General features: G+C 62.3%; 23 protein-coding genes. 16 read left to right on the top strand and 7 right to left on the bottom strand.

The window, feature by feature from the left end; genetic code table 11:
• The first annotated feature begins 29 nt into the window (after positions 1–29).
• The 3 genes from ABIA96_RS32310 to ABIA96_RS32300 are packed head-to-tail and all read left to right on the top strand — an operon-like array spanning position 30 to position 4,241.
• Complete coding sequence (locus ABIA96_RS32310; RefSeq protein ID WP_354140963.1) at positions 30–1,769, top strand: relaxase/mobilization nuclease domain-containing protein; 1,740 nt, start codon at positions 30–32, stop codon at positions 1,767–1,769.
• 41 nt (positions 1,770–1,810) lie between these two features.
• On the top strand, positions 1,811–3,793 hold the full coding sequence (locus ABIA96_RS32305) for a conjugal transfer protein TraG (protein ID WP_354140962.1): 1,983 nt from the start codon (positions 1,811–1,813) through the stop codon (positions 3,791–3,793).
• Between the two features lie 7 nt (positions 3,794–3,800).
• Complete coding sequence (locus ABIA96_RS32300) at positions 3,801–4,241, top strand: CopG family transcriptional regulator (RefSeq protein WP_354140961.1); 441 nt, start codon at positions 3,801–3,803, stop codon at positions 4,239–4,241.
• Positions 4,242–4,455: 214 nt separating this feature from the next.
• On the opposite strand, the gene ABIA96_RS32295 is transcribed toward ABIA96_RS32300, so the two are convergent.
• Entirely contained in the window at positions 4,456–5,649 is a 1,194-nt protein-coding gene (locus ABIA96_RS32295; protein ID WP_354140960.1) for an MFS transporter, read from the bottom strand.
• Positions 5,650–6,139: 490 nt separating this feature from the next.
• Here ABIA96_RS32295 and ABIA96_RS32290 point away from each other — a divergent pair, with 490 nt between their 5' ends.
• The 12 genes from ABIA96_RS32290 to ABIA96_RS32235 all read left to right on the top strand — a co-directional run bounded on the left by ABIA96_RS32290 (position 6,140) and on the right by ABIA96_RS32235 (position 16,388).
• A complete protein-coding gene (locus ABIA96_RS32290) occupies positions 6,140–6,484 on the top strand; it encodes a GNAT family N-acetyltransferase (protein ID WP_354140959.1) in 345 nt (114 codons plus the stop codon).
• A gap of 189 nt (positions 6,485–6,673) precedes the next feature.
• A complete protein-coding gene (trbB, locus tag ABIA96_RS32285; protein ID WP_354140958.1) occupies positions 6,674–7,672 on the top strand; it encodes a P-type conjugative transfer ATPase TrbB in 999 nt (332 codons plus the stop codon).
• The gene (locus tag ABIA96_RS32280; protein ID WP_354140957.1) at positions 7,669–8,010 is read left to right on the top strand and encodes a TrbC/VirB2 family type IV secretion system protein; all 342 of its coding nucleotides are present in this window, start codon (positions 7,669–7,671) and stop codon (positions 8,008–8,010) included. The genes trbB and ABIA96_RS32280 overlap by 4 nt, the downstream gene beginning before the upstream one ends.
• Positions 8,010–8,285 carry a VirB3 family type IV secretion system protein gene (locus tag ABIA96_RS32275; RefSeq protein ID WP_354140956.1) on the top strand — a complete coding sequence of 92 codons (276 nt, stop codon included), beginning with the start codon at positions 8,010–8,012 and terminating at the stop codon, positions 8,283–8,285. The genes ABIA96_RS32280 and ABIA96_RS32275 overlap by 1 nt, the downstream gene beginning before the upstream one ends.
• 7 nt (positions 8,286–8,292) lie before the next feature.
• Positions 8,293–10,731: a conjugal transfer protein TrbE gene (gene trbE, locus ABIA96_RS32270; RefSeq protein WP_354140955.1), complete on the top strand. Its 2,439-nt coding sequence runs from the start codon at positions 8,293–8,295 to the stop codon at positions 10,729–10,731.
• Positions 10,728–11,486 carry a P-type conjugative transfer protein TrbJ gene (gene trbJ / locus ABIA96_RS32265; RefSeq protein WP_354140954.1) on the top strand — a complete coding sequence of 253 codons (759 nt, stop codon included), beginning with the start codon at positions 10,728–10,730 and terminating at the stop codon, positions 11,484–11,486. The genes trbE and trbJ overlap by 4 nt, the downstream gene beginning before the upstream one ends.
• Before the next feature lie 10 nt (positions 11,487–11,496).
• Positions 11,497–11,817, top strand: coding sequence for a putative entry exclusion protein TrbK-alt (gene trbK-alt / locus ABIA96_RS32260; RefSeq protein ID WP_354140953.1), 321 nt, complete (start codon positions 11,497–11,499; stop codon positions 11,815–11,817).
• On the top strand, positions 11,814–13,175 hold the full coding sequence (gene trbL, locus ABIA96_RS32255) for a P-type conjugative transfer protein TrbL (protein ID WP_354140952.1): 1,362 nt from the start codon (positions 11,814–11,816) through the stop codon (positions 13,173–13,175). Before trbK-alt ends, trbL begins: the two co-directional genes overlap by 4 nt.
• A gap of 3 nt (positions 13,176–13,178) precedes the next feature.
• The gene (gene trbF / locus ABIA96_RS32250; RefSeq protein ID WP_354140951.1) at positions 13,179–13,868 is read left to right on the top strand and encodes a conjugal transfer protein TrbF; all 690 of its coding nucleotides are present in this window, start codon (positions 13,179–13,181) and stop codon (positions 13,866–13,868) included.
• The gene (trbG, locus tag ABIA96_RS32245) at positions 13,865–14,944 is read left to right on the top strand and encodes a P-type conjugative transfer protein TrbG (protein ID WP_354140950.1); all 1,080 of its coding nucleotides are present in this window, start codon (positions 13,865–13,867) and stop codon (positions 14,942–14,944) included. Before trbF ends, trbG begins: the two co-directional genes overlap by 4 nt.
• The gene (locus tag ABIA96_RS32240) at positions 14,935–16,137 is read left to right on the top strand and encodes a TraB/TrbI/VirB10 family type IV secretion system protein (protein WP_354140949.1); all 1,203 of its coding nucleotides are present in this window, start codon (positions 14,935–14,937) and stop codon (positions 16,135–16,137) included. The genes trbG and ABIA96_RS32240 overlap by 10 nt, the downstream gene beginning before the upstream one ends.
• Positions 16,134–16,388: a DUF2274 domain-containing protein gene (locus tag ABIA96_RS32235; protein ID WP_354140948.1), complete on the top strand. Its 255-nt coding sequence runs from the start codon at positions 16,134–16,136 to the stop codon at positions 16,386–16,388. Before ABIA96_RS32240 ends, ABIA96_RS32235 begins: the two co-directional genes overlap by 4 nt.
• Here ABIA96_RS32235 and ABIA96_RS32230 read toward each other — a convergent pair.
• Positions 16,352–17,263: a LysR family transcriptional regulator gene (locus tag ABIA96_RS32230; protein ID WP_354140982.1), complete on the bottom strand. Its 912-nt coding sequence runs from the start codon at positions 17,261–17,263 to the stop codon at positions 16,352–16,354. The genes ABIA96_RS32235 and ABIA96_RS32230 overlap by 37 nt on opposite strands.
• A 707-nt stretch (positions 17,264–17,970) precedes the next feature.
• Between ABIA96_RS32230 and ald the strand changes: the two genes are divergently transcribed.
• Positions 17,971–19,083: an alanine dehydrogenase gene (gene ald / locus ABIA96_RS32225; protein ID WP_354140947.1), complete on the top strand. Its 1,113-nt coding sequence runs from the start codon at positions 17,971–17,973 to the stop codon at positions 19,081–19,083.
• Between the two features lie 952 nt (positions 19,084–20,035).
• Here the strand turns inward: ald and ABIA96_RS32220 are convergent.
• Genes ABIA96_RS32220 through ABIA96_RS32200 form a run of 5 tightly spaced genes read right to left on the bottom strand, consistent with a single transcriptional unit; the run spans position 20,036 to position 24,242 of the window.
• Positions 20,036–20,353 (bottom strand): RedY/HapK family protein, encoded by a 318-nt coding sequence (locus ABIA96_RS32220; RefSeq protein ID WP_354140946.1) that lies wholly within the window; start codon positions 20,351–20,353, stop codon positions 20,036–20,038.
• Between the two features lie 50 nt (positions 20,354–20,403).
• Complete coding sequence (locus ABIA96_RS32215) at positions 20,404–21,378, bottom strand: ABC transporter ATP-binding protein (protein ID WP_354140945.1); 975 nt, start codon at positions 21,376–21,378, stop codon at positions 20,404–20,406.
• On the bottom strand, positions 21,365–22,342 hold the full coding sequence (locus ABIA96_RS32210; protein WP_354140944.1) for an ABC transporter ATP-binding protein: 978 nt from the start codon (positions 22,340–22,342) through the stop codon (positions 21,365–21,367). Before ABIA96_RS32210 ends, ABIA96_RS32215 begins: the two co-directional genes overlap by 14 nt.
• Positions 22,339–23,226, bottom strand: a complete 888-nt coding sequence (locus tag ABIA96_RS32205; RefSeq protein ID WP_354140943.1) for an ABC transporter permease — start codon at positions 23,224–23,226, stop codon at positions 22,339–22,341. Before ABIA96_RS32205 ends, ABIA96_RS32210 begins: the two co-directional genes overlap by 4 nt.
• The gene (locus ABIA96_RS32200; protein WP_354140942.1) at positions 23,226–24,242 is read right to left on the bottom strand and encodes an ABC transporter permease; all 1,017 of its coding nucleotides are present in this window, start codon (positions 24,240–24,242) and stop codon (positions 23,226–23,228) included. The genes ABIA96_RS32205 and ABIA96_RS32200 overlap by 1 nt, the downstream gene beginning before the upstream one ends.
• Between the last annotated feature and the right edge of the window lie 5 nt (positions 24,243–24,247).

Genomic DNA, 24,247 nt, shown 5'->3' with positions numbered 1-24,247 from the left:
CTGCCTTTCGCACATTGCCGAGGCTGGCAATGGCTGAAGAGAACGACTTTCAGCCTCGACCTGGCCGCATCCGTTCTTCGCGGAGCCAGCGAGCCAAGCCCTTCATCGCCCAGGCGCTTGCGGCTGCTCAGCGCGCCGGCGGCGGCATTTCGCGAGCCGGCCATCTCGTGAGCCACCGTCATTCGCGCTTCGGCCGCGGACGGATCGCCAGCGTGCGGGCAAACCGTCTGCTCACCGGCCGCTCGCGTCTGGTGACAATCAAAACCCGGGTTGTCCGGCATAGAGCGAGATCGGCGCCGCTGGCCGCTCACCTCGGTTATCTCCGGCGCGAGGGCGTGACCCGTGACGGGGAGAAGGCCCACCTGTTCGGCCCCGACATCGAGGATGCCGATCCCAAGGCCTTCGCTGAGCGCTGTCAGAATGACCGCCACCATTTCCGCTTCATCGTCTCGCCCGAGGACGCGCCTGATATGGCCGACCTCAAAGGTTTCGCTCGCGAGCTGGTTGGTCAGATGGAAGTCGACCTCGGCACCAAGCTCGACTGGGTGGGTGTCGATCACTGGAACACCCAGCATCCGCACGCCCACATCATCGTGCGCGGCGTCGCCGAAGGCGGCCAGGACCTCGTCATCTCCCGGGACTACATCAAGGAGGGGATGCGCGCCCGCGCCCAGGACCTCGTCACACAGGAACTCGGGCTGCGCTCCGATCTCGATATCCGTCAATCGCTCGAGCGCCAGGTCGAAGCCGAACGCTGGACACAGCTCGACCGCCAGCTTGTTCGCGATGCAGACCGGCACGGGGTCATCGACCTTGCGCCCAATGCGGCCGAGCAGCCCGATCAGTTCCATGCGCTGAAGGTCGGCCGGCTGCGACGCTTGGAGAGCCTCGGCCTCGCTCATCAGCTCGGGCCAGGCCAATGGGTCATGGACGAGGCCGCCGAGACGACGTTGCGCGAACTCAGCGAACGCGGCGACATCATCAAGCGCATCCACCGCAGCTTGACCGAACGCGGCATCGATCGCGGGACCGCAAGTTACGTGCTGGCCGGCGAATGCCTCGACGTTCCCGTCATCGGCCGCCTCGTGGATCGCGGTCTCGACGACGAACTCAAGGGGACCGCCTATGCCGTGGTCGATGGCGTCGACGGCCGCAGCCACCACATCAGGCTGCCCGACCTCGACGCTGCCGGCGACAGCGCGCCGGGTTCGATCGTCGAGCTCCGCAAGTTCGATGATGCGAGAGGGCAGCGTCGCGTGGCGCTTGCCGTCCGTTCCGATCTCGCGATCGAAGCGCAGGTGACGGCGAGCGGCGCGACATGGCTCGACCGTCAGGCCGTCGCACGCGACCCTGTGGCGCTCGGCCAGGCTGGCTTCGGCGCCGAGGTTCGCGACGCCATGCAACGGCGGGCCGGGCAGCTCATCGAACAGGGTCTCGCCGAACGCCAGGCGCATGGACTGGTGTTTGCGAAGAACCTCATCGGCACACTGCGCCAGCGGGAGTTAGGGAATCTCGGCAAGCAGCTCGCTGCCGAGACCGGCCAGCCGTTCAACCCGTCGGCTGCCGGCGAATATGTCGCCGGCACCTATCGGCAGCGCTTCGCGCTCGCCTCCGGCCGCTTCGCCATGCTCGACGACGGTCTCGGCTTTCAGCTCGTGCCCTGGACGCCCTCACTCGACAAGCAGCTGGGCCGGTATATCTCCGGCGTCGCCCGCGCGGATGGCGGCATCGATTGGGGTTTTGGACGCAACCGGGGGCTCGGTCTGTGAGCGATCCCGCCAATCACCGACGTCAGGAAAGGACGGCCGCCATGTCCGTAACCAAGATTCTATGGGGGCAGGTCATCACGGTTTTTGCGATCGTCCTTCTGACGATCTGGGCTGCGACGGAATGGACGGCTTGGCGGCTCGGCTTCCAACCGCAGCTCGGGCAGCCCTGGTTCGAGCTGCTCCATTTTCCGTTCTATCTCCCGCCCGCCTTTTTCTGGTGGTGGTATGCCTACGATGCCTATGCGCCCTCAATCTTCATCGAGGGCGGTTACATCGCGGCATCGGGCGGCATCATCGCCGCAGCGGTTGCGATCGGCATGTCGGTTTGGCGCGCCCGTGAAGCAAATAATGCTGAGACCTATGGCTCCGCGCGGTGGGCTGAGGCAAAGGAGATTGAGCAGGCCGGATTGCTTGGACCTGACGGCGTCGTGCTCGGCCGGTTCGAGCACGCCTATCTTCGCCATGATGGGCCAGAGCATGTTCTGTGTTTCGCGCCCACGAGATCAGGCAAGGGCGTCGGCCTCGTCATCCCTTCGCTCCTGACTTGGCCGGGCTCGGCGATCGTCCACGACATCAAGGGAGAGAACTGGCAGCTTACGGCCGGCTTTCGGTATCGGCATGGCCGTGTCCTTCTGTTTGATCCGACCAACGCGAACTCGTCGGCCTACAACCCGCTGCTCGAGGTCCGCCGCGGCGAGTGGGAGGTGCGCGACGTCCAGAACATCGCCGACATCCTGGTCGACCCTGAGGGCAGCCTCGAGAAGCGAAACCACTGGGAGAAAACCAGCCACGCATTGCTGGTCGGCGCCATCCTCCACGTCCTCTACGCGGAGGAAGACAAGACGCTCGCCAGCGTCGCAGCCTTTCTGTCCGATCCGAAGCGACCGATCGAATCGACGCTTGCCGCGATGATGCGGACGCCGCATCTCGGCGAGGCCGGTGTCCATCCCGTGGTCGCTTCCGCTGCCCGCGAGCTACTGAACAAGTCCGGCAACGAACGCTCCGGCGTCTTGAGCACCGCAATGTCGTTCCTGGGCCTCTATCGAGACCCCGTGGTGGCGGAGGTGACGCGACGCTGTGACTGGCGGATCACCGACATCGTCGGCGGAGAGCGAGCGACCACGCTGTACCTCGTGGTGCCGCCCTCGGACATCAACCGCACCAAGCCGTTGATCCGTCTGATCCTCAACCAGATCGGCCGTCGCTTGACCGAGGATCTGCAGGCCAAGGCCGGCCGGCGGCGGCTCCTCCTGATGCTCGACGAATTCCCGGCGCTCGGCCGGCTCGACTTTTTCGAGTCCGCGCTGGCCTTCATGGCGGGTTACGGCATCAAGAGCTTTCTGATCGCCCAGTCGCTGAACCAGATCGAGAAAGCCTATGGGCCCAACAACTCCATCCTCGACAATTGTCACGTCCGGGTCAGCTTCGCGACCAACGACGAGCGGACCGCGAAACGGGTGAGCGATGCACTCGGAACCGCAACCGAGATGAAGGCGATGAAGAACTATGCCGGCAGCCGGCTGGCACCTTGGCTCGGTCACCTGATGGTGTCCCGGTCCGAGACCGCTCGCCCGCTGTTGACGCCCGGCGAGATGATGCAGCTCCCGCCATCAGATGAGATCGTCATGATGTCGGGTCTCCATCCGATTCGAGCAAAGAAGGCGCGCTACTACGAGGACGGACGCTTCCAGGAGCGCATCATGGCGCCGCCGACCCTGACTAAATCCAATGACGGCCGGCCGGACGACTGGAGTTCACGGCCGCTGCCGTCGCACCCAACTCCATTGGCGTCGTTGACCGACGGCCAGACGGATGACGAAGATCCAAAGACCGCGGATCGGCGGCGGCATCCGGAACTGGATAGAGACATCGTGGAAAAGAAGGAACCGCTCGACAATGAGTTTGCATCTGACCTCGCCGATGAACTCGATGAAGATGTCCCGCGGATCAGGCGTATGAACGACGTGATGCAGGGTGTGGCGCGCCAAGCCTCGCTCGATCCTGGCGATGAGCTTGGATTGTGAGGCTGGCATGGCCGCAGCGAAGAAGAAGGCCCAGATGTCGGTCTATCTCGAACCTGATGTCATGAAGGCGCTGTCGGCCTATGCCGCCCGGCGCGAGCAGTCGCTGTCGCTGATCGCCGAAGCCGCCATTGCGTCCTTTCTGTCGCCGGACGCCGGTGAGCGGCGTGAGGCCGCTACTGCCAAGAGACTCGACCAGATCGACCGCCGGATCGCTCGCCTTGAGCGGGATGTTGGAATTTCAGTCGAGACCATCGCTCTCTTCATCCGCTTCTGGCTCACGACGACACCGCCACTTCCCGAACCGGCCGCCAAGGCAGCGAGGGCACAGGCCGGAGCGCGCTATGATAACTTTGTCGCCGCTCTGGGCCGCCGACTCAGTCAGGGGCCAAAGCTGCGGCAGGAAATCCCGGAGGATGCTCAGCAGACTGGCTCGTTTCAAGGCGACTAGGGACGACGCGACACTGAAATCAAGCCAGTGAAGTGGATGGCGGTCTCGAACCCTGCAATGGGCTAGGGCTACGGCCTATCAGTCAGGTAGCTAACCGCTTCGAGCCCGAATTTGTTGGCGAAGATCTCGCAAACGTCGGTCGCGAAATACCAACTGTGCAAGTGATGTTTGCGACCTCTGTTGAAGTTCAACGCAACGAAACTGGCCACGAAGATCAAGATTTCCGCGATCGTTCCTGACCTGCGGTCCAAAGGGATAGCCCGCCGACGCAGGCCACAATGGCCGCGCCACATGCCATGTAGAGGGTTGCCTCCGAGGCTCCTGGCGCAATTGTCGGGATGAGATATATCGCAAGCCCGAAGCCACCTGTAAGCAAGGCCGTGAACGCTTGCACACGGCCAATCATGCCGGCATCCACAACGGTCAAAAGGTGGCCGTTGGCCGCTGCTCGCGACACGTTCCAGAGCATGCCGGCCACACAGTAGAGAACAATAGCGATGGCCCGATTCGGCGCGAGGGAGAACAAGAACAGGGATACGCCAGCAATAGCCAGGATTGCGGGTGTGAGACCTTGCAGACGTTTCGCTATGGACGGAAAGCCCACCACCGCCAATGCGACCATTCCAGTGATCGCGGCAGCCATTTCGAGCAACCCAAAAAGGCCACTATCACCGTCGAGCGATCGAATCACAAAACCCGGTAAGAGAAGTTTGGTTATCTGGATCACGGCAAATGCCAGTCCGACCGTCACCGCTGCGGAGAGTGCTTGAGGACTGGCGAGCAAATAGCTGAGAGCCTGCCGTGAAGCAGGAAGTAGGCTAAGCCGTCGAGACGATCGGACGTCGCGGGCCTGCGCTGTGATCGGCTTCAGCAAAGGAAGACATGCTAGAGCTGCCGCCGCAAACATCAGTGCGGTCGTGAGACTGCCAAGCCTGTCAATGGCAAGCCCGGTAGCACCCGTCCCGATCGCTATGCCCAACTGATTGAAAAGGGAAAGTCGAAGGGCGAACCCCAGGCGCTGTGCTTCGGGGACGATTGCCTGCAAAATGCCGCTCAGTGATCCCGACAGCAGCGCGAAGCCAAAGGCTCCCAATACGCCGGAAGCGATGAGAAGGACTGGCGACAAAGATTCTGTGAGAAATCCAACGGGAGCGAGAAGGGCCAGCCCCAAGGCTCGGATCGTCTGCCCCGCCACCGTGACCTGTGCCCGATCATGACGATCGGCCAGGTGGCCAGCAACCGGCGCGAGCAGTAAGCCGGCGACGCTGGTTGAAAGTAACACCAGTCCAACCAGTCCAGAACCACCCACGTGGAAAGCTACCCAGGCTGGCAGAACAATGCCGACACCAACGATGAAGAAAGAAGCCGACGAAAACGCTATAAACAGAGGTCTTTCCAAATCTTTCACGCTGAATCTGCCTCAAGGGAGATCGTGGTGGGCATTGTCGTCTCCTAATGATCTGACAAATTTTCCGATTCAAGCGACAGTTTTGCATCTGACATTTGCGATGTCCTAGGGTCCACTGGGAGTGATCGCGCATCTTCGCCGAAATCTGCAGGAAACCTGCGTGGTACCGAACAAAAAATCCGCTAATAGCCTAAGTCGAAGAGGGAATATGCCGTGGTTCACTTTCACGGTCATACGAGTTTGCTGGGTTTCTCCATTGGGCACGGTATTCGCCGAAGAGTACCGCAATCAGCCGACCACGGTTGATCAAAACTCCGGCGAACTCGCAAACCGAACTAGGCAGAAACATCTGGAGTTCACTTCTCATGACGTTCGACGATGTTTCCTTTAGGGCCGCTCGCCGCGAGGACGCGGAGGCGGTTTTCAACGTTACCAAGGCGTCGATCGACGGCCTTGCTCGCGCATCCTACTCTCGCAACCAGATCCAGAATTGGATGGGCTACGTTCGCCGGCTTTTTACGAAGAGCTCATCGCCAAGGGGCGAATGACCGTGTGTCTCCGCGGCCGTATCGTGGTCGGATTTGTCGATGCGGAACCCGGCGAAGTAACACGCCTATTTATCTTGCCAGAAGCCGCTGGCGACGGACTGGGTCGGCGGCTGCTCGAGATCGGGATTGAACAGGCACGGTTAGGCCACAACGGTCCAGTGAGGCTCGAAGCGACGATCAATGCCGAAGGCTTCTACCAAAAGCATGGCTTTAAAAGCATAGGTAGGGGCTATTTCTCTCACGGTCTCGGCGGCGAGCCTGTCGAAATCGTGCATATGGAATTGTGAACTTCGACACCCTTGCTGCTATGTGATTCTCAGCGAGTCGCATTCGCGACCTAGCAAGTATTTTTTCTCTGCTCTACGCCCGGTCCCTACGACGGCTGAATACTTGTTGAACTGCGCCAGTTCCTGCCTTTTGTATCCATCCCCGTTGGCCAATCGCTTGCCGCGATTGGCTGTCGACGGGGGACGATCGTGGCAGGCACTTCACTTCATTCGGAAGCGTTCTCGCGTGGCGCGCGCATGCTTCGCACCGCGCTTGGTCCCGCGATAGCCACCTTCCTTGAGGACCCCTCGATCGTCGAGGTGATGCTCAACCCCGATGGCCGGCTCTGGATCGACCGGCTGTCGGGCGGCCTCGAGGATAGCGGACGTACGATGTCCGCGCTCGATGGCGAGCGGATCGTGCGCCTCGTCGCGCATCATGTCGGCGCCGAGGTGCACGCCGAGAAGCCGCGCGTCTCGGCTGAGCTTCCCGAGACGGGGGAGAGGTTCGAGGGACTTCTGCCGCCCGTCGTTGCGGCGCCGGCCTTTGCGATCCGCAAGCCCGCTGTCGCTGTTTTTACCCTCGACGACTACGCGGCGGCCGGCATCATGACGGCCGGCGAGGCCGGCGTGCTCCGCGAAGCCGTTGCCGCCCGCAAGAACATCCTGGTTGCCGGCGGCACCTCGACCGGCAAGACCACCCTGACAAACGCACTGCTGGCTGAGATCGCCGGCACCACCGATCGCGTGGTCTTGATCGAGGATACGCGTGAGCTGCAATGCCGCGCTCCGAATCTGGTCGCGCTGCGCACCAAGGACGGCGTCGCGTCCCTGTCCGATCTGGTTCGGTCCTCCTTGCGTTTACGTCCCGATCGCATCCCGATCGGCGAGGTGCGGGGCAGCGAAGCCTTGGAGCTCCTCAAAGCTTGGGGCACGGGCCACCCCGGTGGGATCGGCACGATTCACGCGGGCTCCGCGCTGGGCGCACTCCGCCGCCTGGAACAGCTCATCCAGGAAGCCGTCCTCACCGTTCCCAAGGCGCTGATCGCCGAGACCATCGATCTCGTTGCGGTGCTGCGCGGCCGCGGCAGCGAACGCCGCCTCGCCGAACTCGCTCTCGTTGCCGGCCTCGATCCCGCCACCGGCGATTACCGCGTCCAGTCCGCCGAGGCGGCCGGCCAATCCTCACATCCTAAGGACCCATCATGATCCAGTTCCCTCCCACGATCCGTCACGTTCGCCGCCGCTTCGCCGACCTCGTGTCGATTGCCTTCATCTCCATCGCTGTCGCTCCCGCAGCCTACGCCTCTGGCTCCTCGATGCCGTGGGAGACGCCGCTCAATCAGATCCTGGAGTCGGTGCAAGGTCCGGTCGCCAAGATCATGTCGGTCATCATCATTACCGTGACCGGTTTGACGCTCGCGTTCGGCGATACGTCGGGTGGCTTCCGCCGGCTGATCCAGATCGTCTTCGGACTGTCGATCGCGTTCGCCGCATCGAGCTTTTTCCTGACCTTCTTCAGCTTCTCCGGCGGAGCCTTGGTGTAATGGCCGGCATCGTCGATCCGGAAGTGGCGGGTTTTTTCGCGCCGGTCCATCGCGCGCTCACAGATCCGATCCTGATGGGCGGCGCGCCCCGCACCGTTGCGATCGCCAACGGCACGTTGGCGGCCGCCATCGCGCTCGGCCTCCACCTCTGGATCCCCGGAGCGCTGATTTGGGCCGTGGGCCATGCGGCGGCGGTCTGGGCGGCTAAGCGTGATCCGCAGTTCGTGGACGTCGTTCGACGTCACCTTCGCTATCCATCCTATCTCGGCCAGTGAGCCTTCCATGCTGAACCTCGCCGAATATCGCAACCGGCCGCACAGTCTCGCCGACTTCCTGCCTTGGGCCGCTTTGGTCGAGAAGGGCGTCGTCCTTAACAAGGACGGCGCGTTCCAGCGCTCGGCGCGCTTCCGCGGTCCGGATCTCGACAGCGCGACACCTGCCGAGCTCGTCGGCGTGACGGCCCGCCTGAACAACGCGCTGCGCCGTCTCGGCTCAGGCTGGGCGATCTTCGTCGAGGCCCAGCGTATCGCCGCCCAGACGTATCCGCACAACACCTTTCCTGATGCCGCATCAGCGCTGGTCGATCTGGAGCGACGGGACGCTTTCGAGGAGGCAGGTGCGCATTTCGAGAGCCGCTACTTTCTGACTTTCGTCTGGCTCCCGCCGGCCGAGGACGCCTCGCGCATCGAGGGCTGGTTCTATGAGGGCCGTGCGCACAGCGGCGTCGATCCCTATGAGCTGCTGCGTGGCTTCGTCGACCGCACCAACCGCGTCCTGCAATTGGTCGAAGGGTTCATGCCCGAAGTGGCATGGCTCGATGACGGCGAGACGCTGACTTACCTGCATTCGACCATCTCAACCCGGCAACAGCGCGTACGCGTTCCCGAGACGCCCATGCATCTCGACGCGTTGCTCGCGGACCAGCCGCTCGCTGGCGGCCTCGAGCCGCGTCTCGGCCGCCATCATCTTCGCACGCTCACCGTGGTCGGCTTTCCGAGCGCGACCCATCCCGGAATCCTCGACGAGCTGAACCGGCTTGCCTTCCCCTACCGCTGGTCGACGCGTGCGATCCTGCTCGACAAGGCCGAGGCGGTGAAGCTCTTGACCAGGATCCGCCGCCAGTGGTTCGCCAAGCGCAAGTCGATCGCCGCCATCGTCAAGGAGGTGATGACCAACGAGGCCTCAACACTGGTCGATAGCGATGCGGCGAACAAGGCCGCCGACGCCGATCTCGCCTTGCAGGAACTGGGCACCGACGACGTCGGCCAGGCCTACATCACCGCCACTGTCACTGTCTGGGACGAGGACACCGGTCTCGCCGCTGAGAAGCTTCGGCTCGTCGAGAAGGTCATTCAGGGTCGCGACTTCACCTGCATGCCGGAAGAGGTGAACGCACTCGAAGCCTGGCTCGGCTCGCTGCCGGGGCACGCCTACGCCAACGTCCGCCAGCCGCCGCTCTCGACATTGAACCTGGCCCACATGATTCCGCTTTCGGCGGTCTGGGCTGGGCCAGACCGCGATGAGCATTTCCGCAGCGCCCCGCTCTTCTTCGGCAGGACCGAAGGCTCGACGCCGTTCCGCTTCTCCCTGCATGTCGGCGATGTCGGTCACACTCTGATGGTCGGCCCGACCGGTGCCGGCAAGTCCGTGCTGCTCGCGCTGATGGCGATCCAGTTCCGCCGCTACCGGAAGAGCCAGATCTTCACCTTCGATTTCGGCGGTTCGATCCGCACGGCGGCACTTGCCATGGGCGGCGACTGGCACGACCTCGGCGGCAGTCTGTCGAACAGCGCGGAGGACTCCGTCTCTCTTCAACCGCTCGCACGCATCGGTGACGCGGCGGAGCGGGCCTGGGCTGCCGAATGGGTAACCGCAATCCTCGCCAAGGAAGGCGTCACCATCGATCCGACCGTGAAGGAGCACGTCTGGTCGGCGTTGACCTCGCTGGCGTCCTCCCCGGTCGAGGAACGCACGATCACCGGCCTGACGGTTCTATTGCAATCGACCGCGCTCAAGCAGGCGCTGCAACCTTATTGCGTCGGCGGCGCTTCCGGCCGCCTGCTCGACGCGGAAGCCGAGCAGCTCGGCTCTGCCTCGGTGCAGGCGTTCGAGACCGAGGGCTTGATTGGCGCTGGAGCTGCGCCTGCCGTCCTCACCTACCTCTTCCATCGCATCGAGGGACGGCTCGACGGCCGGCCGACCCTCCTCATCATCGATGAGGGGTGGCTCGTCCTTGACGATCCAGCCTTCGCGCAACAGCTCAGGGAGTGGTTGAAGACGCTACGGAAGAAGAACGCTTCTGTCGTCTTCGCAACCCAATCGCTCTCCGACATCGACAGCAGCAACATCGCACCCGCAATCGTCGAGAGCTGCCCGACGCGCATCTTCCTGCCGAATGAGCGCGCGATCGAACCCCAGATCACCGCCATCTACCAGCGGTTCGGTTTGAACGACCGCCAGATCGAGATCATCGCGCGAGCGACGCCGAAGCGGGACTATTACTGCCAGTCTCGCCGCGGCAATCGGCTCTTCGAGCTGGGTCTCGGGCCGGTCGCGCTCGCCTTCTGCGCCGCGTCTTCCAAGGCCGACCATGCCGCCATCGAACGGCTGCTCGCCGAGCACGGCCGCGACGACTTCACGGCCGCCTGGCTCGCGGATCACGAGCTGCTCTGGGCCGCCGATCTCATCCCCGACCTGACAAACCTGGAGGTGCAATCATGACCACTCTTAAGACGCGACGCGCAAGCTTGGTCGCCGCGGCCGCTCTCTCGCTCGCACTATCGATCTTGCCGCCTTCGACGACGCCAACCTCCGCGCAGTGGATCGTCTACGATCCCACCAACTTCAGCCAGAACGTGCTGACCGCGGCGCGCGAGCTGCAGCAGATCAACAATCAGATCCAGATGCTGACCAATCAGGCCCAGAGCCTGGTGAATCAGGAAAAAAATCTCGCGAACCTACCGTTGTCGACGCTGACCCAGCTTCAGTCACAGGTCGCACGGACTCAGTCACTGCTGACCCAGGCCCAGAACATCGCCTTCAACGTCGAGCGCATCCAGACGGCTTACTCCAGCACATACGGCACGGCAGCGGCCACGCCCTCGAACGCGACAATGTTTGCCGCGGCTCAAACCCGCTGGCAGAACTCGGTGGGCGCGTTCGAGGACTCGCTCAAGGTGCAAGCCGGCGTCGTCGGCAATATCTCGACGAACTCCAGCGCAATGAGTTCGCTGGTTACCGCCAGCCAGTCCGCAAGTGGCGCCCTGCAGGCCGCTCAGGCCGGCAACCAACTTCTGGCCCTGCATTCCCAGCAATTGTCCGATCTCGTCGCGGTGCTCGCCGCGAAGGGAAGGGCGGATGCGCTGGAGCAGGCGCGCGTGACGGCGACCGAATTGCAGGGCCAGCAGCAATACAAGATCTTCTCGACACGCAGTGGCTATCAGCCCGGCAATGTCACCATGTTCAGCGGCAACTGAGGCACCGATCATGGAGCGCTCGGATATCCTTCGCGCAGGCGCGATGATCGTCGTGTTCGCCATTTTACTGGCCACGCTGCACGTCATTCATAGGCGCCCGGCTGAGCGGCCCGTATCCGACGTCCCCTCTGTATCCGCTCCCGATGATCTGCCAGCCGAGCTGCGCCGCTGCGGAGCGCTCGGACCCCAGGATGCCGAAGATCCGCATTGCCAGGCGGTTTGGAAGGAGAACCGCGCGCGCTTCTTCGGCAGGCCGGCGCGGCCACTTCTGCCGCAGGCCGCGCCGGCCACACAGCCGATGACGAGTGCTCCACAGGGAGAGAAGCCGTGAACAACGTCGGCGTCATCGACACCTTTCTTAATACCTTCACGACCTACATCGATTCGGGTTTCGGCCTGATCAAGGGCGAGGTCACGTATTTGTCGTCGACGTTGATCGTCATCGACATCACGTTGGCCGGCCTGTTCTGGGCCTGGGGCGCAGACGAAGACATTCTCCAACGGCTGGTGAAGAAAACACTCTACATCGGCTTCTTTGCCTTCATCATCACCAACTTCACCAAGCTCTCAGGCATCATCTTCAATAGCTTCGCTAGCCTCGGACTGAAGGCCGGCGGCTCGTCGATCTCGACCGCGGATTTCCTGCGGCCCGGCCGACTTGCGCAGGTCGGCCTCGATGCCGGGCAGCCGCTGCTCGACGCAGCAAGCCAGATGATGGGCTTCACCAGCTTCTTTGCGAACTTCGTCCAGATTGCCGTGCTGATGGTGTCCTGGTTGCTGGTGCTGATCGCCTTCTTCATTCTGGCGGTGCAGCTGTTCATCACGCTGCTTGAGTTCAAGTTGACGACGCTCGCTGGCTTTATCCTCATTCCGTTCGCGCTGTTCAACAAGACTGCCTTCCTCGCGGAAAAGGTGTTGGGCAACGTCGTTGCCTCCGGCGTGAAGGTGATGGTGCTTGCTGTCATCGTCGGCATCGGCACCGGGCTCTTCTCCCAGTTCACCACGGCCTATGCTGGCGGCCAGCCGACCATCGAGCAAGCGCTCTCTGTTGTGCTCGCGGCGCTTGCCATGCTCGGCCTCGGCATCTTCGGTCCGGGCATCGCGACCGGTCTTGTCTCGGGCGCCCCGCAGCTTGGCGCCGGCGCTGCCGTCGGCACGGGCCTGGCCGTCGCCGGCACGGCTATGGCGGGTGGAGCTGCGCTTGGGCTCGCCGGAAGGGGAGCGATAGCGGCTGGCTCCGGTGCTGCGGCCGCCGCGCGTGGTGGTGCGGCGATGGCGGGCGGTGTGTCCTCCGCCTACAGCCTCGCATCGGCCGGTCGGTCCGGCGCTGGCGGCGTCGCGTCCGGTCTCGGTGGCGCAGGCCACGCGGCGGCAAGTCACGCGGCAGCTCCCGTCAGACGCGCCGCTTCCCAAGCGGCAGGGGCAATGAGGGAGAGCTTCACCTCCGGTGCCCGTGCCGGCGTCGCCAACACCGGTGGCTCCTCGACGATGGGGACCATCGGGAGTGGCGAGGCTGCAGCCGATGGAGCCGAATCTCAAGCAGCGAGCGAAAGCGGTCCGCCCGCCTGGGCCCAGCGCGTCAAGCGCAATCAGACCGTCATTCACGGCGCCCAGACCGCCGCGCAAGCCCTCAAATCCGGCGACAGCCATGGTGGCGGCCACTCCGTCGAGCTATCAGGGGGAGAATAAAGAATGTCAGTCTTCCGGCGATCGTCGGTCCGCTATGGCCGCACGCCCGAACCCGAAACCCCGTACCAGCGCGCAGCGCAAGTTTGGGATGAACGCATCGGCTCCGCCCGCGTGCAGGCCAAGAATTGGCGCCTGATGGCATTCGGTTCGCTGATCCTCAGCTGTGGCCTTACCGGCGCGCTCGTCTGGCAATCCACGCACGGCACCGTCGTTCCCTGGGTGGTGCAGGTCGACAAGCTCGGGGAGGCGCAAGCCGTGGCGCCCGCCACCGCCGACTATAGGCCCAACGACCCGCAGATTGCTTGGTATCTCGCCCACTTCATCGAGATCGTTCGCTCGCTTCCGGCCGACCCGATCATCGTGCGGCACAACTGGCTGCAGGCTTATAATTTCACGACCACGGCGGGCTCGGTGGCGCTGAACGACTACGCCCGCGCCAATGACCCCTTCGCCAATCTCGGCAAGCAGCAGGTCGCAATCGACGTCTCCAGCGTCATCCGCGCCTCGCCCGACAGTTTTCGCGTCGCTTGGGTCGAGCACCGCTATCAAGACGGAGCGCTCGCCGGCACCACACGTTGGACCGCGATCCTCACCATCGCAATTGCGCCGCCCACCGACGCCGATCGGCTGCGCAAGAATCCACTCGGCATCTACGTCAACGCTATCAACTGGTCGAAGGAGCTGGGACAATGACCCCGCCGAATTTCTCGAAAGCCGGCGGTCCGGCTTGGCGCTTTTCCATCGTTCACCAAAATTGGAAAGACGGCGATACGTCTTTCCGTAAACCCGCCTTTGCGGCTTTGCTGATGGTCGCCTCGGTGCTTGGCGGCTGCGCGCACAATTTCATCCCGCCCGACATCAACTATGACACTGCGGAGCCGGCAGCGCTCACCAATGATCCGCCGCCGCCCGTCAAGATCGTGGAATTGCCCCAGCCCCTGCCGCTCCCTGGGCAGTTAAAACCGCTCGCTGGGAGCAAGCGCACGCCCGAAGCCGCCGATCCGAAGGTTCGCGTCAAACAGGCCAACGCCGCGGCACGGGTGCAGCCGGTCCGCAATGGCTTCATCAACGCGGTACAGGTCTATCCGTTCTCGGGCGGAGCCCTCTACCAAGTCTATACGGCGCCGGGTCAGATCACCGATGTCGGACTCCAAGAGGGCGAGCAACTCGTCGGCTCCGGTCCGGTCGCCGCCGGTGACACCGTGCGCTGGATCATCGGCGATACCGAGAGCGGTGCGGGCGCGACCAAGAAGATCCACATCCTGGTCAAGCCGACGCGGCCGGAACTGGTCACCAATCTCGTGATCAACACCGATCGGCGGACCTACCTCCTCGAGCTGCGCTCGACGGAGAAGACCTACATGGCCTCGGTCTCCTGGCAGTATCCCGAGGACCAACTGATTGCACTTCGGCGGCAGAATGCGGCGGCTGAAACCGCAGCTCCCATTGCGGCCGGCGTCGATCTCGCCGCGATCAACTTCCGCTACGCGATCGAGGGCGACGATGCGGCCTGGCGTCCGCTGCGCGCCTTTGACGACGGAAACAAAGTCTACATCGAATTCCCCAGCGGCATCGTCCAGGGCGAAATGCCGCCGCTGTTCGTCATCGGTCCGGCCGGCGGCTCCGAACTGGTGAACTACCGAGCGAACCGCAATTACTACATCGTCGACCGCCTGTTCGCTGCCGCCGAATTGCGTCTTGGCGACAAGGATAGCGAACGGCGCGTGCGCATCGTCCGCACCGACGGAAGGCCGCGCTCATGGCGATAGGCAACGAAGACGAACGTCAGAGCGACATCCCGCCCGTCGCGCCGCCCGACCTTCGGCTCCGAGGCGAGCGGCCGCGTGTCACACGCCTCTCGCGCAAGGTGCTTATCGGCCTCGGCGCGGTGTCTGCCCTCGCAGTCACGGGCGCGCTCGGCTATGCCCTCCAGACCGGCAACAAGCCGCAGACCGGCCAAGAGCTGCTCAGCACTCAGAACCGACCTTCGGCCGAGGGGCTCGCTGGGTTGCCGAAGGACTACACCGGCCTGCCGCGTCAAGCGCCGCCGCTCGGGCCGCCACTGCCTGGCGATCTCGGCAAGCCAATCCTCAACGCCGGGGCCGCACCGAACACCATGGCAGCGACGTCTGATCCGGAGACGCAGCACAGATCCCAGGAAATCGAGGCGGCGCGGGTCAGCCGCCTCTTCGCCCAAACTGCTCAGCAACCGCAGAGCGTCGGCCAGCTCATCCCAAATGCTCCCGCCGGGACCGCGACGGCGCCGGCGGCGACACCACCCGTCGATGCCGGATCTGGCCAGAACATGCAGGAGCGCAAGATGGCCTTTCTCACTGCTGCAACGGACAAGCGCACGGTCAGTCCGGACCGGCTCGAGGCCAAGGCCTCCCCTTACGTCGTGCAGGCCGGCACCGTAATCCCGGCCGCGCTCATCACGGGCATTCGGTCCGACCTGCCTGGCCAAGTCACTGCTCAGATCACGGAGGCGGTCTGGGATAGCCCTTCCGGAAAATATCTTCTCATCCCCCAGGGTGCGAAGCTGATCGGCCAATACGACAGCTCCGTCGCGTTCGGCCAGAGCCGAATCCTACTGGTCTGGACTCGCATCATCATGCCGGACGGCAACTCGATCGTGCTGGAGCGCCAGCCTGGTGCCGACACTGGTGGTTATGCCGGGCTCGAGGATGAGGTCGACAATCACTGGGGCATGCTGTTCAAGGCCGCCGTCCTCTCCACCTTGCTCAGCGTCGGAGCGGAGGCGGGCACGAGCCAGAATGAAAACAACCTCGTTCAAGCGATCCGCAGCGGCGCGTCCAACAGCATCAGCCAGACCGGGCAACAGATTGTGCAACGCCAGCTCAATATCCAGCCAACGCTGACCATTCGGCCAGGATTACCGGTTCGCGTCATCGTCACGCGTGATCTCGTGCTGGCGCCGTACGCTAAAGGAGGAACGCCATGACGAAGCTCAAGCTTGGGCCACTTGAAGATGATAAGCCGGTAAAGCTCACGATCGAACTGCCCGCGGCTGTCTTCAGAGATCTTAAAAGCTATGCCGAGATTCTGACGCGGAACGGTGGCCCGACGCGAATCGAGCCCGCCAAACTGATCGCGCCGATGATCGAGCGCTTCATGTCAACCGACCGTGCCTTTGCCAAAGCCCGACGTAATGCCGCTCAGCCCGCACCTGGATCAGCCGAGAGATCCGGATAGCGCTCGCGAAGCAGGTCAAGAAGCGGACGCAGCGATGGATTGCTGTTGTCCTGCCGCCAATAGGCGCGAAAGCTCAGCCGTGTGGGCCCTTCTGCATCATGTACCTCCCGGAACGTGACACCCGGATAGCTAGCGCCAGTTGCACTTTCGAGAATTAGCAGGATCCCCCAGTCCACGCCGACCAAGGTGAGAAGGCGGTCGAGCCCCACATCGTGGCGAAGCACCGGGCACGGATCAGAAGCTCCCATTTTGCTCATGAGAAGCTTGTGGAATTCCGGTCCCGGGCCGCGCTGTGACACTAAAAGCGGTTCGCGCCTCAGTTCGCCCCAGTGAACCACGTCATGGCCTGCCAGCGGATGGTTCGTGGGGAGAGCGGCGACGATACGTTCGCTCCAGAGCAACAATGACCTGTCACTCCACCGTGGATTGGGCTCGGCCACGAAGGCGACATCAATGACGGAGCTGGCGAGGTCCGAGGTTAGATGGTCGCTCAATCCATCGACCAGCTGCGTTTCGACATCGGGGAAGCGGTGCCGGTGCTCGAGGAGGGTGGCTCGTAGATTCCCGGCTGAGAGAGAGGTTTGGATGCCGATGGTCAATTGACCGCTCTCGCCACGCGAGCGGGTCTTGAGGCGAGCCGCCAGGGCTTCCGTATCACCCACGATGCGCCGGGCGGCATCGAGGAATTCCTGGCCTTCGATGGTAGGTCGTGTGCCACCGTTCGTGCGCTCGAAGAGCGTACTGCCCAACGTGTGTTCGAGATTTCGCAGGCAGCGACTGAGCGTTGACTGCTTGATCCTGAGCGTCTCTGCCGCTTGGCGGAGGCTTCGATGCTGGGACGCGGCGATCGCCCAGCGTAGATCTCGAAAGTCCACTGGCACGGTCGAACCCCTATGGCGAGTTGCCTGTGACCAAGCGTTTCCTTGAGTGAATCATTCCATTTGCTCGCGCTGCTTCAGCGCCTCATAGTCGGCGGGTCTAGGTTCGAGCTCTCGTACGCCACCAAACGAAATCACGCGCTTACATTCTGTGTATAAGAACGGGGCATTTCAGTTGGAAGGTTGGCTTGATCCGTTCTGAAGCTTGGTCGAAAGCTGCGCCTACGTAGCTGATCCGTCTTCTTCGTTTCTGCGCCTTTGCGTTGTGGTGCAAAGCCCAATTGTTACAGTCCGCATATCGCAGTCGTAGAATAGGATACTCAAGCGAGCAAGACGGGCCTGCGCCAAATCGGACTGGCAAATATGGAGAAGATTGCGCTCCTTTACGCGAGAGCTGGTCGGATCGGCATCAAGCGGAAGGGGCCAGTCCTGCCGGTCGCTACGACCTGCTAGGCAACGCCGCCGACTACCAACTCAGTGTCTGGTCGAGCGCTAGCCATTGCGCATGCTCGCGGGGACTATAGGCCCGGTGCTGAACTCAGTGGATCGTGTGATTTTGCCGGCGGCCGCGTTTGTTTGGAATTCTGCAGGACTCTGCCGGAGAGTGCGGATTATCCGCGTTATTTGGCTTTTTCTTCGCAAGTTTGCAGGGAAACAACCCGGCCTTTCGACTAGAAGAGGGCATCCAAACTAGGAGATTGCATATGAAGGTCGGTGTCCCCAAGGAAATCAAGACGCACGAATACCGCGTGGGTCTGACCCCTGGCGCCGTCCGCGAATATTTGGCTGCCGGTCACAGTGTACTGGTCGAGACCAGTGCGGGAGCAGGCATCGGCGCGACGGATGACATTTATCGCAAGGCGGGCGCCACGATTGTGAGCTCAGCTCGTGAGGTGTTTGCATCAAGCGAGATGATCGTAAAGGTGAAGGAGCCGCAGCCTTCCGAGTGGATTCAGCTGCGCGAGGATCAGATCCTTTTCACCTACCTGCATCTGGCGCCAGACCCGGAACAAGCGAAAGGGCTCCTGAATTCGGGATGCGCCGCCATCGCCTATGAGACCGTGACGGATGCGCATGGTGGGCTTCCGCTGCTTGCGCCGATGAGCGAGGTGGCGGGAAGGCTTGCGGTCGAAGCGGCAGGCAGCGCCCTGAAGCGCTATGCCGGCGGACGGGGGCTGTTGATCGGCGGCGTTCCTGGCGTGCAGCCGGCTCGCATCGTCGTGATTGGAGGCGGCGTTGTTGGGACTCATGCGGCACGAATGGCGGCGGGCTTGGGCGCCGAGGTCACAATCCTCGACCGCTCGATCCCCCGCCTTCGCGAGCTGGATGAACTGTTCGAAAGCCGCGTTCGTACCAGATTTTCGACGATCGATGCCGTCGAAGAGGAGGTCTTTGCAGCCGACGTAGTCATCGGCGCGGTCCTCGTCCCCGGTGCGAGCGCGCCGAAACTCGTCAGCCGCAGCATGCTGGGCTCGATGCGCGAGGGATCCGTGATCGTTGACGTCGCCATCGATCAAGGCGGCTGCTTCGAGACATCGCGCCCGACCACGCACGCCGATCCTACTTACGAGGTGGATGGCGTCATTCACTACTGCGTCGCCAATATGCCGGGAGCCGTCCCGCTCACATCGAGCCAGGCGCTGAACAATGCCACGCTGCCTTTCGGCCTGGCGCTCGCCAACAAGGGTTTCGCGGCGGTGCTCGAAAATCGGCATCTGCGCGCAGGCCTCAATGTCTATCGTGGCCGGCTCACTTACAAGGCTGTAGCCGAGAGTCTCGGCCTGCCATTCTCACCGATCGAACAGGCTGCGGCCTGATCCCAGAAGTCCCTATGGGACGTTTCCTCCCTCACTTAGGGGCCGCTCCTTGGAGCGGCCCTTTTTTGGTGTGCCGAGCATGTTCGACAGCTTGGAGGTGGAAGTCCTTTACCCGGCCTGATGGCGGCGAAGGGTTAGCGAAGCGCAAGGGCGTCATCGCGAGGTGGGGTCTGAAGGAAGCGTGGAGCAAACCTGCGGCCCGATGGACAAAAACCGGATGACGAGGCCTACCCTGCCGGACGAGCGAGCCAATAATCGCAAAGTCCACAGTCATCAAGGGTTGGGGTGGTAAATCCGGCGGGCGTGTAGGGAAGGCGGCCGAACTTACCTCGGGAGATCTCCGGCGTGTCCGGGAGACCGAACTGAGCGGGCCGCAAAGGTTCGTGATCGTGACGGAGAACGAGTTTCGCTGAAGGCCCGAACGCTGGAAAGACGTTTGGATGTGGAAGCCTCGAGCCGGCCATGCGGCTGAAATCCAGGCCACTCGCCTTTGACGCGGCGGGAAAGGGTGAAGCCCGGACGGCGCCGCTCAAAGGGGCCGGAGCTGACACGACAAAGTCCACTATCTGAGCCTCTGGCGCGGACGCAAAACAAACCATTCGTGCTTAATCCGGTGAACCGCCGTATACGGACCCGTATGTACGGTAGTGTGGGAGGGGAGAGTCGCGAGACTCCCCTATCCCGATCGAAGACGCGAAGGGGCCTACTTTTAGAGTGCGCGAAGGTCCTTCGATTTCATTGCTGTCTCGAAATGTGGGCCCTGACATCTTGCCCAGCGCAGTCGAGGGGTCCTGCTTGGATGACCCTGACCTCCCTAAGAGGCAATTGGATCAACAGTGAAGCATCCTGTGAGCTCTTCCTCGAACGAACTCGCCCAGATGATCCGGGCGTAAGTGCATCACGACGAGTAGATCAGAAGGACGCATCCAGACCGAGCGCCTTGCCGCGAGCGTCATGGCTCGATACGTTCCGACCAGACCGATACTGTCTTCGATTTATCCAGATACTTCTCGTAAAGCTCGTCGATCAGTTCCTTGCCGGCGACGGCGAGTTCAGTTTCGTAGACCGTGCGATCGGTCACCTCGATACGCTCGATATAGTCCCACGGCCCACCGGTGAGACCAGTTTCGGTGATGCGATGCGTGCGATAGCTCAAGATCGACTTCAACTTCGAAGCAATCACATAATCCACGTCGCGTTCGAAGCGCTCATAATCCGCCGCGCTGACACCCGGCTTCAATGCCGCCAAAACAAACCGGACAGTAGCCATCTCGAATTGCAGCTCCTCAGGACCGCGGCCCTAGAAAAGAGACGACCTTCTCAGACCAGGTGACAGGCGACGAACCGGCCGGGCGCAACCTCCTTCAGAGGCGGTCTTTCCGCGCAGACAGGCTTGGCCAATGGACAACGCCCTCTCAGCCTGCATCCGGGCGCGATATCGATAGGGCTTGGAATTTCTCCCGACAAAGCGAAATCGTCGCGCTTTGCGTCGGGATCGGGCACTGGAACAGCCGCCAGCAAAGCTCGCGAGTAGGGATGCAATGGGTTCGCAAACAGATCCTTTGTGTCCGACATCTCCACGATGCTGCCGAGATACATCACCGCAACGCGACTCGCGAGGTACTTAACGGTGGCCAGATCGTGCGAGATGAAGAGATAGGACAGACCAAGATGTTCGCGCAGCTTCTCCAGTAGGAGAATCGCGCGCGACCGCGAGGAGACGTCGAGTGCGGAGGTTGGCTCATCAAGAACAACGAAGCGGGGATTCGTTGCAATGGCCCTGGCTATATTGACCCGTTGGCGTTGACCGCCCGAAAGCTCGTGCGGATATCGGTCCAACAGGTCGCGGCCGAGCCCGACTTCCTGCATGCGCTCCTCAACCCGTTCGCGCCGCTCCTTCGCGTGAAGCTTCGTATGAAGCGTGAGCGCCTCCTCGACCATCCGTCTCACCGAGAGCCTGGGATTGAGCGAGGCAGTAGGATCCTGAAACACCATCTGGATGTCGCGGCGCAAAGGCTTCATGGCACGCGCATCAAGCCTCGCTATCTCCGTGCCATCATAGCGGACGGATCCCGCCGTCGGCTCAAGTAGCCGGACCAGGCAGCGTGCGACGGTCGATTTTCCACATCCGGACTCGCCGACCAGTCCAACCGTTTCGCCGGGCTCGATGTCGAAGGAGACGGAATCGACCGCCCGCACTGTGGGCTGATCCTGGCCGCGCAGGCGCGCGAGCGTGCTGGCGATCCCGCCGAGCGGAAAGTGCATTTGCAGATCACGAATCTCAACAAGTGCCACGGCGTTCCTCGAATCCATAACATGCTACGACATGGCCGGGACCGGCCTCGATCATCGCAGGGCGCGAAGCACGACAGCGATCCATCGCCCACTCACAGCGTCCTGCGTAACGGCACCCGCTCGGCGGGTTGACCAAGGAGGGGACCGACCCGGGTATGGGCTCTAGAACGACGTCCCGATCTACCCTCGGTATCGATCGGACGAGCGCCTTGGTATAGGGATGGGCGGGATTATGGAACAGCTCCCGCACGGGCGCGCATTCCACCACCTGGCCCGCATGCATAACGGCAACGCGGTCGCAGATCTCGGCAACGACGCCGAGATCGTGCGTGACGAGCATGATCGCAGCACCTGTTTTCGCGCTCAATTCGCGCAGCAGATCGAGAATCTTGGCCGCGATCGAAACGTCGAGCCCGGTCGTTGGCTCGTCCGCGAGCAGGAGCTGAGGTGAGGTTGCAAGCGCCATAGCGATCATGATCCGCTGACACATTCCTCCCGAAAGCTGATGCGGGTATTGCTTGGCTCGCTTTTCCGGCGCCGAAATGCGGACAAGGCGCAGCATCTCAAGCATCCTCTTGTCAGCCTCTCGTGCCGACAAGCCCGCATGGACCATCAGCAAGCGTGAAATCTGCTTTCCAACGCTCAGGAGCGGGTTAAGCGCGGTCCGCGGCGTTTGCGATACCATCGCGATCTTTGCGCCGCGCATGCGCCGCATCTCTTCCTCTGGAAGCGTACCAAGGTCTACGCCGTCAAAGTGAACGCTTCCAGAGACCACGCGCCCTGGCGGACGGATCAGGCGCAGAATCGCAAAAGACGTGACCGACTTGCCCGACCCGGACTCGCCAACCAATCCGAGAACCTCGCCCCGGCGAATCTTCAGGTTGATGTGATCGACTGCTTCAACTGCGCCTTGGTTGATCTGGAAATGGACGGTCAGATCGGAGATCTCAAGCAGCTCGGTCATCTCAACCCCCTCATGCGTGGGTCCAGTAAATCACGTAGTCCGTCACCGATAAGGTTGAATGCGAGGACGGAAATCATGATCGCAAGGCCAGGAAACAGGAACAGCCACCATTCACCCGTGACGATCTGAGAGGCACCTTCCGCGGTCATTACCCCCCATTCGCTCTGCGGTGGCTGAATTCCAAGGCCTATGAAAGACAGGGAGGCCATCGTCAGAAGCGCGAAACCCGTCGAGAGGGTCGCCTGCACGATCAGCGGCGGGAGGCAGTTGGGCAGCAGATGAATAAGCACAATCCTCCAGGTCGGGTTGCCGAGAGTGCGGGCAGCATCGGCATATTCCATCTCGCGAAGCCGAAGCATCTCTCCACGCGTCAGCCTCAGATAGGCGGGTATTTGCGTGATCGAGATGGCAATTGCGACATTGGTGGTGGAATTGCCAAGCCCTGCCGTGATGCCCATGGCCAGTACGAAGGCCGGGAAGGCCATGAGAGCGTCGACGACGCGCATCGCGATCGTATCAGCCCAGCCTCGGCTGTATCCAACGACCGCTCCAAGCAACCCTCCAATTAAAACGGCAACAAACGTTGCCGCAAAGGCAACCAGCAGGTCGACGCGTGCGGCAAAAATGATCCGCGAGAGTTGATCGCGGCCGAACTCGTCAGTGCCAAGCGCATGATGCAAAGAAGGGGGCTGCAGAGACGCTGCAGGGTCGGTGGCATCGGGCGCGTAGGGCGCCAAGATCGGCGCCAATATCGCGGCCGCTGCGATCAGCACGATCACGCACAGTGCCGCAAAGGAGACGGGATTGCGCTGAAGCCGCCGCCACATCAGAGACGAAGCCGCTGGTTGCGAAATTGCGGGGGAGACGGGCAATGATGAGGACATCAGCTGAACCTTATCCTGGGATCGACGAGGCCGTACGCAATATCGACCGCCATGTTGACGATGACACACGTCACTGCGACGAAGAGGATGAAGGACTGGATCGGAGCCGAGTCCTTCGTGAGCAATGCAGTAACCGCGTAATTGCCGATACCCGGCCATGAAAACACGCTTTCGACGACCGCATTGCCTGCCATCAGAAATCCGAAAACGATTCCGGAAATCGTGATGACGGGTATCAGCGCATTTCGCAGGGCGTCCCTATAAATCACTGTTCGCCGCGGCAATCCGGCCGCCCATGCCGCCTTGATGTAATCGGACTCGAGGATCTCAAGCATGGTAGATCTCACCATCCGGGCGACCGGCGCGATCGCGCTGAGCCCGAGGGTAGCTGCAGGGAGCATGAGCTGATGCAGGCTTGACCATAAGGTGGTCCAGTTGCCGGTAATCAGGGAGTCGATCACATAAAGCCCGGTTACGTGTGCGGGAGGTTCGATGCCGGATCCCAAGCGTCCAAGCGGTGAGGGGGCCAAGTTAAGCAGGTAAAAGAAGACGTAAACGAACAGGAGCCCCGTCAGGAAGCTCGGCATGGCGACACCCATGATGCCGACCACTCGTCCGATATGGTCAATCAATGTGTCCCGATGCACCGCAGATAAGACCCCAAGAGGCAGTCCGATCACGATAGCGATGAGAAGGCTCGCCAGATTGAGCTCGAGAGTGGCGGGCAGCCGCTGCAGAAAGTCCTGAGACACCGGCCGTCCCGTCGAGGCGCTCTCACCGAGATCGCCTTTGAATATGCCGGTGACGTAGCGGTAGTATTGCTCCGGAAACGGGCGATCCAGGCCCATTTGGTGCTCCATCTCAGCGAGATGTTCCGGCGTAGCAAACGGGCCCGCCTTTACCATGGCCGGATTGCCTGGAAGCAGGTAGGTGAGGGTGAAGCAGATCAGGCTGACGCCGAACAAGGTCGGCAGAGCCAGCGCAAACCGTCGCATGACATAATTGAAGAAACCCATTGGAG

Source organism: Bradyrhizobium sp. LB11.1 (assembly GCF_040549385.1).
GTDB lineage: Bacteria > Pseudomonadota > Alphaproteobacteria > Rhizobiales > Xanthobacteraceae > Bradyrhizobium.
Note: the sequence above shows the minus strand (reverse complement) of the source record. Positions and strands in the feature narration are given on the sequence as shown.